This window comes from Globicatella sp. PHS-GS-PNBC-21-1553 (genome assembly GCF_033564055.1).
Lineage (GTDB): Bacteria > Bacillota > Bacilli > Lactobacillales > Aerococcaceae > Globicatella > Globicatella sulfidifaciens.
The window spans coordinates 1,921,210-1,932,458 of sequence record NZ_CP085470.1 but is presented as its reverse complement, the minus strand read 5'-3'; the positions used below and the strand labels follow the sequence as shown (position 1 = coordinate 1,932,458).

General features: G+C 36.4%; 13 protein-coding genes. 6 read left to right on the top strand and 7 right to left on the bottom strand.

What is annotated here, in order from left to right; all coding sequences use genetic code 11:
* Position 1: 1 nt before the first annotated feature.
* The 4 genes from LB888_RS09310 to LB888_RS09295 form a co-directional block, all read right to left on the bottom strand.
* Entirely contained in the window at positions 2-2,419 is a 2,418-nt protein-coding gene (locus LB888_RS09310; protein ID WP_318752730.1) for a UvrD-helicase domain-containing protein, read from the bottom strand.
* Positions 2,420-2,872: 453 nt separating this feature from the next.
* Positions 2,873-4,366, bottom strand: coding sequence for a signal recognition particle protein (ffh, locus tag LB888_RS09305; RefSeq protein WP_318752729.1), 1,494 nt, complete (start codon positions 4,364-4,366; stop codon positions 2,873-2,875).
* 19 nt (positions 4,367-4,385) lie between these two features.
* Positions 4,386-4,688 (bottom strand): YlxM family DNA-binding protein, encoded by a 303-nt coding sequence (ylxM, locus tag LB888_RS09300; RefSeq protein ID WP_376713562.1) that lies wholly within the window; start codon positions 4,686-4,688, stop codon positions 4,386-4,388.
* Between the two features lie 35 nt (positions 4,689-4,723).
* Positions 4,724-5,086, bottom strand: coding sequence for a metal-dependent transcriptional regulator (locus LB888_RS09295; RefSeq protein ID WP_318752728.1), 363 nt, complete (start codon positions 5,084-5,086; stop codon positions 4,724-4,726).
* Positions 5,087-5,254: 168 nt separating this feature from the next.
* Here LB888_RS09295 and LB888_RS09290 point away from each other — a divergent pair, with 168 nt between their 5' ends.
* The 5 genes from LB888_RS09290 to LB888_RS09270 all read left to right on the top strand — a co-directional run bounded on the left by LB888_RS09290 (position 5,255) and on the right by LB888_RS09270 (position 9,129).
* Positions 5,255-6,169 carry a metal ABC transporter solute-binding protein, Zn/Mn family gene (locus LB888_RS09290; RefSeq protein WP_318752727.1) on the top strand — a complete coding sequence of 305 codons (915 nt, stop codon included), beginning with the start codon at positions 5,255-5,257 and terminating at the stop codon, positions 6,167-6,169.
* Positions 6,170-6,302: 133 nt separating this feature from the next.
* Positions 6,303-7,055: a metal ABC transporter ATP-binding protein gene (locus LB888_RS09285; RefSeq protein ID WP_318752726.1), complete on the top strand. Its 753-nt coding sequence runs from the start codon at positions 6,303-6,305 to the stop codon at positions 7,053-7,055.
* Positions 7,036-7,905 carry a metal ABC transporter permease gene (locus LB888_RS09280; RefSeq protein WP_318752725.1) on the top strand — a complete coding sequence of 290 codons (870 nt, stop codon included), beginning with the start codon at positions 7,036-7,038 and terminating at the stop codon, positions 7,903-7,905. The genes LB888_RS09285 and LB888_RS09280 overlap by 20 nt, the downstream gene beginning before the upstream one ends.
* Positions 7,902-8,750 carry a metal ABC transporter permease gene (locus tag LB888_RS09275; protein ID WP_318752724.1) on the top strand — a complete coding sequence of 283 codons (849 nt, stop codon included), beginning with the start codon at positions 7,902-7,904 and terminating at the stop codon, positions 8,748-8,750. Before LB888_RS09280 ends, LB888_RS09275 begins: the two co-directional genes overlap by 4 nt.
* Before the next feature lie 88 nt (positions 8,751-8,838).
* Positions 8,839-9,129, top strand: a complete 291-nt coding sequence (locus LB888_RS09270) for a KH domain-containing protein (RefSeq protein WP_318752723.1) — start codon at positions 8,839-8,841, stop codon at positions 9,127-9,129.
* A 306-nt stretch (positions 9,130-9,435) separates the two neighbouring features.
* Here the strand turns inward: LB888_RS09270 and LB888_RS09265 are convergent, their stop codons facing one another.
* The 3 genes from LB888_RS09265 to LB888_RS09260 form a co-directional block, all read right to left on the bottom strand.
* Positions 9,436-9,738: a metallophosphoesterase gene (locus LB888_RS09265; RefSeq protein ID WP_318752722.1), complete on the bottom strand. Its 303-nt coding sequence runs from the start codon at positions 9,736-9,738 to the stop codon at positions 9,436-9,438.
* Complete coding sequence (locus LB888_RS12230) at positions 9,735-9,947, bottom strand: TOBE domain-containing protein (protein ID WP_412928332.1); 213 nt, start codon at positions 9,945-9,947, stop codon at positions 9,735-9,737. Before LB888_RS12230 ends, LB888_RS09265 begins: the two co-directional genes overlap by 4 nt.
* Positions 9,948-10,043: 96 nt before the next feature.
* A complete protein-coding gene (locus LB888_RS09260; RefSeq protein WP_318752721.1) occupies positions 10,044-10,349 on the bottom strand; it encodes a hypothetical protein in 306 nt (101 codons plus the stop codon).
* Between the two features lie 29 nt (positions 10,350-10,378).
* Here LB888_RS09260 and LB888_RS09255 point away from each other — a divergent pair, with 29 nt between their 5' ends.
* Positions 10,379-11,089 (top strand): tyrosine-protein phosphatase, encoded by a 711-nt coding sequence (locus tag LB888_RS09255; RefSeq protein ID WP_318752720.1) that lies wholly within the window; start codon positions 10,379-10,381, stop codon positions 11,087-11,089.
* The last annotated feature ends 160 nt before the right edge of the window (positions 11,090-11,249 follow it).

Below are 11,249 nucleotides of genomic sequence, written 5' to 3'. Positions count from 1 at the left end.
CCTATTCTTCTACTTTGGTAATGGGGGCATAAGCCGCTAATAATTCTTTAATACCTTGAGTTTGAAAGGCAATGGTTAATTTAGTATCACCTTTATCCTCGACAACTTGTACGACCGTTCCAACGCCCCATGCTTTATGTTGGACCTTGTCACCAGCCTTCCAAGTTACCGGGTCTTCATTCGTACTTGAACTCGTTTTGGCTGCAGAAAGGGGACGTTTATTGGAAAGCGCTGCTTTGTTAGCACTTCTTAAAGCCGCTGTTCCACTGTGACTTGCTCCTCCTATTGAACGCGCTCGATTGAAACGGCCTAAACCAGGGTTAATCACACCACCTTCGCTAATTGATGGACGGGTATAGACACGGGAACCGAATGATTGATTGTCAATTAAATCAGAATCAATTTCATCAATAAAACGGCTTGGCAAATTATTTTGATAACGTCCATATAAAAGGCGCGAGCGGGTGGCTGTTAAGAACAAGCGTTTTTCAGCACGGGTCATCCCCACATATGCTAAGCGACGCTCTTCTTCTAATTCATCATCATCTTCCATTGCCCGTGATAACGGGAATAAGCCATCTTCCATTCCGACAATAAAGACAAAAGGAAACTCTAACCCTTTAGCAGCATGCATGGTCATTAAGGTCACTTGATCTTCAAATTCTGTTTCCTCATTGGTATCACTAACTAAAGAAACATCGGTTAAAAAGCGTGTTAATGTAGAAGGCTCACTCGTTTCTGCTGAATCTTCCGTTAAGGATAAGATTAATTCAGGTTGTGCCGTTGACTCAGGCGTTGTCGTTGGTAGAGCAAAATCGGGATCGATTTCAACCTCCTCGACCGTTCCTGCCTCATCAAACTGCTTGGTAACGGAAGCGAACTCCTCTAAGTTTTCGATACGATTGGCCGATTCAATGTCATTTTGTGCCCGTAATTTTTCAATATATTCCGTTTGTTCCCAAACTTGTTCGACTAATTCACTCATATTTAAAAATTCAGCTTGTTGTTGTAAAGTTCGAATCATCGCCGCAAAATGGGTTAATTTCGTTTGAGCTGATTTACTAATATTAGAATGAGCTAAATGATCAATTGCTTTAAACCAAGACATTTGTTGACTATCAGCAAATGCGGCTAATTTTTCTATTGTTGCTTGACCAATACCCCGTTTCGGTTCATTGACAATACGGTTAAAACTAATATTGTCATTAGGATTATCGATTAAACGTAAATAAGCTAAAGTATCTTGTATCTCTTTACGTGAATAGAATTTTAACCCCCCAACAATTTTATACGGTAAGTTAGCATGAAGCAACTGGTCCTCTAAGCTACGTGACTGAGCTTGCGTACGATATAAAATAGCAAAATCACGATTTTTATAAGCTTCATCATTTTTAAGTTGATGAATTTTTTGAATCACAAACTGGGCTTCTTCACGATCACTATCCGCTTGATAGAAGACCACTTTCTCACCGACTTCTTTGTCAGACCAAAGTTGCTTTTCTTTACGTTTTTTATTATTAACGATAACGCTATTCGCTGCTTTTAAGATGGTTTGGGTCGAACGATAATTTTGTTCTAATATAATCACTTTGGCATCGGGATAATCCTTTTCAAAGTTCAAAATATTTTCCATATTCGCTCCACGCCAACCATAAATACTTTGGTCAGCATCCCCTACAACACAAACATTACGCAGTAAACCCGCTAATAATTGCACTAATTGATATTGACTATGGTTTGTATCTTGGTATTCGTCGACATGAATATATTGGAACTTCTGTTGATAAAAATGACGTATTTGTTCGTTTGATTCCAATAATTTAACCGTTAATAAAATTAAATCATTAAAATCCATCGCATTTGCTGCTTTTAAACGTGACTGATACTGACGGTAAACATCAGCATGAATTCTTTCAATATAGCCATCGGCTAACTCCGCATATTCTTCAGGTAGTTGACCTTCATTTTTGGCTTCATCAATCACATGTAATAACACCTTATAATTGAAACGTTCACTATCTAAATTTAGATCTTTCAGTACTTGTTTCATTAAGGTTTGTTGTTCACCAGTATCAATAATCGTAAAATTACGTTCATAGCCAATATGTTCTGCTTCACGTCTTAAAATACGCGCACACATCGCATGAAAGGTAGATACCCAAATTTGTTCGGCAGCTGGACCAACTAATTGTTGCACCCGCTCCCGCATTTCTGTCGCGGCTTTATTGGTAAAGGTAATTGCTAAAATATTCCATGGATTAACCCCGATTTCTTCAACTAAGTAAGCAATTCGATGAGTTAAAACTCTCGTTTTCCCACTACCGGCTCCGGCAGCGATTAAAACTGGGCCCGTCGTTGTTAATACGGCCTCTCTTTGTTTATCATTTAAATTTTTAATATTTTCTTGTAATGTTGACACGTTTGTCCCTCCGATTCTGTCTTATGGATCTGTGTCACGAAATTCACACACCGTATAAAATTATATCAAAAAACGATCGACTATTGTATTAAAATCGCCAACTTTCTCGGTTTTTTCAAGAATTGAACCTCTGTTGACATAAACCTATGAAAGGCTGTTCTTGATGAAGCTTTCTCTATTATTAAATAGCAATAGTGGTATGGCGTGACAGTATTTTGTTTTTGATATGGGAAAAATTACCTTCTCTAAATTAGCCAGCTATTCCATAGTGACACATTGCTGGTTTTTAGTGCAGGACTTGCTAATATAATTCGACTAACTATTCCACATTATTGATATATTGTTACTTGATTACACGTATCACCAAATAAAAATAACTCGCCTCTTACGAAACGAGTTATCTGAAAACAGTCTTAAGGTTATTTTTACTAGTTAAGACGGTTCATCCATTAACTAACGGCGTTTTTTCTTTTTCAATAAACGTCGTAATTTTTTCTCTTCATTAGCTGCTTTAATTTGTTCTGGAGTCATGAAGTCGCGGTCACTCATTTGTGGCATTCCGCCCATACCCGGTAATCCACCCATACCTGGCATACCGCCTTGCATTTGTTGCATTTGGTTCATCATTTTCTTCATACCGCCCATTTTACCATTTGATAATTGACTCATCATATCACGTGTTTGGTTGAATTGTTTGATCATGCGGTTCACATCCATTAGGGTTTGACCACACCCCGCTGCAATCCGTTTACGACGACTTTGAGAAATAATATCAGGATTAGCCCTTTCTTCAGGTGTCATCGAATAAATAATCGCTTTAACACGTCCCATATCTTTTTCATCAATATTCACATCATTTATACCTGGTATTTTACTCACACCTGGGATCATTTTTAAGATGTCTTTGATGGGTCCCATCTTATTGACTTGATCCATTTGTTCTAGGAAGTCATTAAAGTCAAAAGTAGCATCCTTCATCTTTTCAGCCATTTCTTGAGCTTTCGCTTCATCGAAATCTTTTTGGGCTTTTTCGATCAAGGTCATCATGTCCCCCATACCTAAAATACGGCTAGACATACGATCTGGATAGAAAGGTTCTAAAGCATCTAGTTGCTCTCCTTGACCGGTGAATTTAATTGGTTTGTTGGTAATGGAACGGATAGACAAGGCCGCTCCACCACGGGTATCTCCATCTAACTTCGTAATAACAACCCCGGTAATATCCAAGGCTTCATTAAAGGATTGAGCGACGTTAACGGCATCTTGTCCAGTCATCGCATCAACCGTTAATAAGATTTCATGAGGTTGTACCGCAGATTTAATATTGCGTAACTCATTCATCAATTCTTCATTAACATGTAAACGACCAGCCGTATCGATAATGACAACTTCATTACCTTGTATACGCGCTTGAGCTACTGCATCACGTGCAATATCTACGGGATTCGCTTCTGTCCCATAACTGAAAACATCAAATCCTAATTGATTCCCAATCGTTTTTAATTGGTCAATCGCTGCCGGACGATAAACGTCAGCAGCTACTAATAATGGACGTTTTTTACCTTTTTCTGTTACATATTTCGCTAATTTACCAACCGTGGTCGTTTTACCAGCCCCTTGTAAACCAGCCATCATAATAATGGTTGGCGGAGCTGATTGAAGATTTAACTCTTCTATTTCACCACCCATTAAGGCCGTTAATTCTTCATCAACGATTTTCAATACTTGTTGTGCTGGTGATAATGAAGCTAATACATCCGAACCTAATGCACGCTCATTTACTTTTCTGACGAATGTCTTAACTACCTGGAAGTTAACATCCGCTTCTAATAACGCAAGACGAATCTCACGCATCATTTGTTTTAAGTCTGCTTCAGTAATTGTCCCTCCTGCACCTACTTGGCTAATAGCCGATTGGAGGCGTTCCGATAACCCTTCAAATGCCATATTTAAATCTCCTCTTTACTTATTCATCATATTCTTTTAATTGGTGGATAATGTTAGTTGCTTGTTCTTTTTTATCAAGATTCAATAATAACTCATCCAATAAAATCTCTCGTTGGTTACGTTTTTTCAATAGTCCAAGGTTGGCTTCATATTGTTCTAACGCTTTTTCACTACGCTTAATTGTATCATGGACCGCTTGGCGACTAATTTGATAATGTTCGGCAATTTCACCTAATGAATAATCTTCTTCATAATAAAGTGCCAACATTTGTTGTTGTTTTTTAGTTAATAAACTTTGATAGTAACTAAACAACATATTCATTCTAACCATTGCTTCTAGTGACAGTTCAATCACCTCTATTCAGGATATTGAATATATTTGGCTAAACGATCGGCTAACTCATTAGGCGTTGAATGCTCTAAAACTTCCGCTAAATCATGAACCTCTTCTTTGGTATAACCCAATTCTTTTTCTAAGAAATACTCCCAAATTTCATGTTTTCTAATTAAGTTTCTAGCCATTTCAATTCCTGTTGGCGTTAGCTCTGCACCCTGATAAGGCTGATACTCTAACAACCCTTCAGCTGCTAGTTTGACAATCATTTCCGAAACGGAAGGTGCAGATACTTGCAGCCCCTTAGCAATCATTTTATTTGATACCAATTGTGAAGCACCATTTTCATAAATGAATTTCACATAGTCTTCTCTACTCTGAGACATCTTACACCCTCCTAAAGTTCATCAACTTATTTTAACATTATCTTAGTGATTAGACAAATTTTTAGCTGAACCTAAAAAAATTTAGGCAAACCTATTGATTTACTTTTTATGACATTATATACTATAGCCAGCAAATAAATTAGGTATGCCTAAAAAGGAGGCTTTTAATTGAAAAGAATTATTTTTAGTATTTTGTCGTTTGTCATAGGGTTGGGATTTTGGAGCCCAGTTGTCAGTGCTAATGAAAAACCAAAAGTGACGGTCACTACTTCTTTCTTAGCAGATATGGTTCAAAATATCGCGGGTGATGAAGTGGAGCTAGAGCTTTTAATTCCAGCTGGCAGTGATCCACACTTATATCAACCGAAAGCACAAGATTTAAATAAAATTTCAACAGCTGACATTGTTTTATATCACGGTTTACATTTTGAAGGTAAAATGGTGGATGTTTTAGAACAATATGGTGTGGCAGTAACGAAAGATTTTAAAGAAAATCAAATCGGAGAAATGGAAGAAGATGGTCAAAAAGAAATCGACCCTCATTTTTGGTTTGATATTGATTTATATAAACATGCAACTATTACCGCTAGCAATGCTTTACGAGAAAAATTCCCTGAATTAAAAGAAACATTCGAACGCAACACCGAACAATATTTAAATGAGTTAGACCAATTAAAATCATGGGTCGCTACAGAATTAGAAAAATTACCGGTTGAACAACGTAACTTAGTTACCCCCCATGATGCTTTTAACTACTTTGCCAAAAGTAATGATTTTGTCGTCTATGCCCCACAAGGTGTCAGTACCGATTCTGAAGTTTCAAATCAACAAATTTCAGAAACCGTTGACTTTATTATCGATAATAAAGTACCGGCAATCTTTGTAGAGTCTACCACTAATCCGGATAGAATGAAAAAATTACAAGAAGCTGTTAAAGCAAAAGGTGGTTCAGTGGAAGTGGTAATGAATGAAGACGAAGCATTATTCTCTGACTCATTAGCACCAGCAGGCCAACCTGGTGATAATTATATCGCGATGTATCAGCATAATATTAAGGTCATTATTCAACATTTAGCTAAATAACTTTTAGATTTTAGTTAACTAACGAGTGCGGAAGTGGACAAAAGAGTTTAACATACACTTCTCTTAGTGCCCGCTCCCAACTCGTTTATTTTTGCATTAATCATTATCTTACTACTTGAAAGGAGTGCTTTATATGAATCCTCTAATAGAAACGGTCAATTTATCCGTTCAATATAATAAAGTAAAAGCTTTAAACAATATCAATATACAATTACCACAAAATAAAAAGATTGCCATTATCGGCCCTAACGGTGCCGGTAAATCTACTTTCATCAAAGCCTGTCTTGGTCTGATTCCTTATGACGGCCAAGTGAGCGTACTAAACCAAACGATTAAACAAAGTCGTCAACAAATTGCTTATGTTCCACAACGATCCAATGTGAATTGGTACTTTCCAACAACGGTCGAAGATGTGGTCAAAATGGGTGTCAGTAGCAATCGCTTCATCTTTTCACCAATATCCAAAGAAAAGAAAGACAAAGTGGAACAAGCGTTAGCCATCATGAAATTAACCGATTTAAAAGATCGCCAAATTAACCAACTTTCTGGTGGACAAAAACAAAGAGTCTTTTTAGCACGGGCCATTGCTCAAGATGCACAAGCCTATTTTCTTGATGAACCACTAGCAGGTATTGATCGCACCAGTGAACAACTGATTATGCAACAATTAAATGATTTCCAAAAACAAAATAAATCAAGTATTACCGTGCACCATCAATTAGAAACATTAAAAGACTATTTCGACTATGTTGTCATGATTAATCAACAACTAATCACAGCAGGGCCCATTGACGAAGTGCTAACCAAAGATAATCTGGATTTAACCTACTATGGCATCAAACACTCACAACTGGAGGCGAATAAACATGAGCATCTTATGGAATAATCATTACCTATATCTAGTGGTCGCCATCGGGCTGAGTCTACTAGCCGTTGCTAGCTCAATTGTTGGGAGCACCCTGGTCTTAGAAAAACAAAGTCAATTAGGTGATGCAATCGGTCACTCTTCTTATCCAGGTGTCATCATTGCCTATATGATTTTCCAACAACGTAATCCCATTATTTTATTAATGGGAGCAGTCGCTGCCAGTTTATTGTCAATCATGATTATTCACTGGCTAAGTCGCGAAAAAGCTTTTCATTTTGAAAGTATTCTCGCACTGGTTCTTTCATCCTTTTTTGGATTAGGGATGGTCTTAATGAGTTATATTCAAGGTAATCCAAACTTTGCTAAAACAGCACAAGCTGGTCTTAATAATTATATTATGGGTCAAGCAGCCTATTTAATGAGAGATGATGTGATTACTATCGGGATTGTAGCTATCTTTACAATCTTTGTCTTTTTGATTAATTATCCTAAAATAAAAATTGTATTATTCGATAAAGACTTTGCCACTAGCATTGGCATTAATGTCCCATTTTTTAAATTTCTCAATTTATTGCTAGCGATTGTGATTATTGCTGTTGGACTAAAAGCGGTAGGTGCTTTACTGATAAGCAGTTTATTAATCGCCCCTACTATTATTGCCTTACAATGGAGCAATCAATATGAAAAGGTATTGATTATCGGCAGTATTGTCTCTATTATCGCTGCGATTGGCGGGACTTACCTTAGTACCACTATTGAAAAATTAGCCACTGGTCCGACCGTCGTTCTCTGTTTATTTATTATGACCATTCTCTCCCTCATCATCGGTCCAAAAAGTCCCTTATTTAAGCGAGGTGAAGCAAAGTGATTGAATCACTATGGATTTTATTATTAGTCGGAATATCCAGTAGCCTTTTAGGTAATATATTGGTTCAAAAGCAAACCGTCATGGTAGCCGATGCTATCTCTCATACTATTTTATTAGGGATTGTTTTAGCCTATTTTATAGTCCAAAATTTGGACTCACCACTACTGATTATCGGAGCAACCTTATTTGGTGTATTAACAGTTTACGCGATTGAGTGGTTAACCTATCGAACCAATGTTCAAATCGATGCCGCTATTGGGATTGTCTATACTTTCTTCTTTGCTTTAGCGGTAATCTTAATTTCTAAATGCTTTGACAATGTTCACCTGGATATCGATGCCGTTTTACTAGGAGAAATTATCTTTGCCCCTTTAAATCGAGTCGAATTATTAGGACATAGTTTCCCTGTTGCTTTGATTCAAAATACGATTTTACTGGGCATCATCCTATTGTTTCTATTCTTTTTTTACCACCCTTTAAAGCTGATTTTATTTGATAGTACTTTTGCTAAAACAACCAATATTAAAGTCTCCTTAATCAATTTTTTATTAATGACTTTAGTGGCCTTACACTGTGTGATTGCCTTTCAAAGTGTCGGTGCCATTTTAGTCATTGCTTTAATGGTTGCACCTGCACTGAGCGCTCAACTATATGCCAAAAGTTTTCCACAATTACTGATTTTTGGAGCAATGATTGCTTGTATTAATAGCGCCATTGGTTATCAGTTAGCCATCCACCTTAATGTTTCCATGTCTGGGATGGTAGCGGTCGTTAGTTTTATTGTCTTTATTATGGTTTTTATTCTAAAACATCATATTTGGTCACTATTTCGTCGACTATCTTAGTTTGACCGAAAAGGGTTTCTATGCTATTATAAAACAGAAATCTTATTGTAGTTTCAATAAGAAATGAAACTTTAAAGGAAGAATTTAGATGGCAAATATTAATCAATTAATTCGTACAATTGTTGAACCTTTAATCGAATTTCCTGAAGAATTAACAATTGAAGAAGTAGATACAGATGAATTCTACGAATATCACTTATTTTTAAACCCAGAAGATATCGGGCGTGTCATTGGTAAAAAAGGACGTGTCGCACGCGCAATCCGTACGATTGTTTACAGTGTTCGTACAAATAACCGTAAACGCACCCGCTTAGTTATCGTCGATGAAGCAAATGATCATGGCGATAATGACGTCGATGATATGAACGATGATGAATAATTAAATCATAAAAAAAGCTGAGTAACATTTAACGTATGCAATGACCCCCAAAAGTTAGACAAAAATCTAACCTTTGGGGGAGCTCGTTGGCTCAGCTTTTTTTGATGCTACTCTTTTCCTTATTTACTTTAAAATGATAATTTATTGATTCACATTCATTCGATATCAAGGTAACTTCAGAATAAATATCTCCACGAAAAAACTCGTATCAAAGGCTTTACCTAATGATACGAGTTTATTTACTATTATTTGATTGTGATTAAAGATTGGTTCTAACTTTACTTAAGACCGTTACGACTTCCTCTTTCAAACGCGCGACTTCATTACAGGATGATTTGTATCATGGTTACCATAAGTAATCGCAATGGGAACAGCTAACTCATGACAAAATGTGATAAATTGTTGGTAGCTCACTAATGGATTATTAGTTAAAGTCGCCCAAATCATATCACCGGTAAAAATAACTAAATCAGCTCGATAGCGTTCCACAGTCTCTTTAATATGAATAAAGGTCTGCTCATCAGCAGGACTCCAAGGATAATCTTTTAAATGTAAATCTGTTATTTGTAAAATTTGAAAGGAATGATTGGCATGTAAATGGAGCTTCATGACGCCTGTCCTCCTTTAAAATTTAATAAAACGGATTGATTTTTATGGAAAGCTTGTGGCTGATTGCTGGAAATAACTAATTCTTGACCATCTTCTAATTGAATACCATATTGAGTCTCACGTCCTAAAAACTGTTGATCAAGTAACTTGCCGACAATGCCTTTTCCTTGAACGTGATAGTCACGTAATTCAAATTGCTCGGGTAAGATTGGTAATGTAATAAGTTGTTTAAAATGCGCATCAATATATGGAGCGCTCCAACTATCACCATTAACGGCTTGATTAGGGAAAAATTCATCCCCTTTCTAGATGCCTTTATTTATTTGAGCTTTACCTACAAAACGTGCTACGAACTCGGTCTTAGGATGATGATATAAATTATAAGGCGTATCAAACTGTTCGATTTGACCTTGGTTCATCACTATCAAGCGATCTGCTAAGGCCATTGCTTCCTTTTGATCATGCGTAACATATAATGTGGTCACATTCGACGCTTGGTGAATTTTTTTAATTTCTCGTACCATGCTTTCTTTTAGATGAGCATCCAACGCAGATAAAGGCTCATCCATCAATGTAAAATTCATGAAAATAGTTTTATAAGTAATTTCCATATGGTATTCTGTTATGGAGGTGAAGTTACATGGGAAAAAGAATAAAATTTAAAGGAATTAACAATTTTCGTGAATTAGGAGATTTTAATACGATTAATGATCAATTAACACAGAATGGACGCATTTATCGTTCTAGTATGTTATTTGCAGACGAAGCAGCCGATGTCGAAAAAATGAAAGATTTGGGGATTCAAACAATCTTTGACTTGCGTTCGCCAAAAGAGATTGAACGCCATCCCAATCAGTTTAAAAAATTAGTCCCCCACTATTTAACGATTAATTTAAGTGGTGGTGCCGATGCTGGGCGATCCTTAGAAATGAGCAAAACAACCGATGATCCTTACTTTATGAAATTTCGCTATATGGAATATTTAGAAGACGCTAAAGATGAAATTGCCAAATTATTTAGACAGTTAATTCAGCCAGATAGTTTACCGGCGGTAGTTCATTGTAGTGCGGGTAAAGACCGAACGGGTGTCATTAGTTATTTGTTATTAAAAATGGCAGGTGTCCCAATTGAAGAAATCGTGGCAGATTATCAAGTAAGTTATGGTTACATTAAAAATGATGTACGCATTATTAAAGAAGGCCATCAACAAAATATTTATCATTCTTATCCGGAAATTATGGAAGGCTTAGATCAATTATTTACCGCTCAATATGCTGATGTGGCAGACTACTTTGTTTCACTGGGCTTGAATGCTGATGAAATTAAGTTAGTACGTGGTTTATTATTATAGTTATCACTATTATTTTGCTTGTTATTCATCTGTAGAAATGTTATTCACCGAAAAATACTGAGGCGTCTTTTCTCCTACAAGAAATAATTGTAGAAATGACTGCAATTTATCCCTCACTATAAAAGACTGAGTATAAACATGATAAATTTAGTAAATGTTT

Excerpts from the sequence above, each read along its gene's own strand:
- ffh (WP_318752729.1), bottom strand. The coding sequence starts at position 4,366 with ATGGCATTTGAAGGGTTATCGGAACGCCTCCAATCGGCTATTAGCCAA.
- ylxM (WP_376713562.1), bottom strand. The coding sequence starts at position 4,688 with ATGAATATGTTGTTTAGTTACTATCAAAGTTTATTAACTAAAAAACAA.
- LB888_RS09295 (WP_318752728.1), bottom strand. The coding sequence starts at position 5,086 with ATGTCTCAGAGTAGAGAAGACTATGTGAAATTCATTTATGAAAATGGT.
- LB888_RS09285 (WP_318752726.1), top strand. The coding sequence starts at position 6,303 with ATGAATCCTCTAATAGAAACGGTCAATTTATCCGTTCAATATAATAAA.
- LB888_RS09280 (WP_318752725.1), top strand. The coding sequence starts at position 7,036 with ATGAGCATCTTATGGAATAATCATTACCTATATCTAGTGGTCGCCATC.
- LB888_RS09270 (WP_318752723.1), top strand. The coding sequence starts at position 8,839 with ATGGCAAATATTAATCAATTAATTCGTACAATTGTTGAACCTTTAATC.
- LB888_RS09265 (WP_318752722.1), bottom strand. The coding sequence starts at position 9,738 with ATGAAGCTCCATTTACATGCCAATCATTCCTTTCAAATTTTACAAATA.
- LB888_RS09260 (WP_318752721.1), bottom strand. The coding sequence starts at position 10,349 with ATGGAAATTACTTATAAAACTATTTTCATGAATTTTACATTGATGGAT.
- LB888_RS09255 (WP_318752720.1), top strand. The coding sequence starts at position 10,379 with ATGGGAAAAAGAATAAAATTTAAAGGAATTAACAATTTTCGTGAATTA.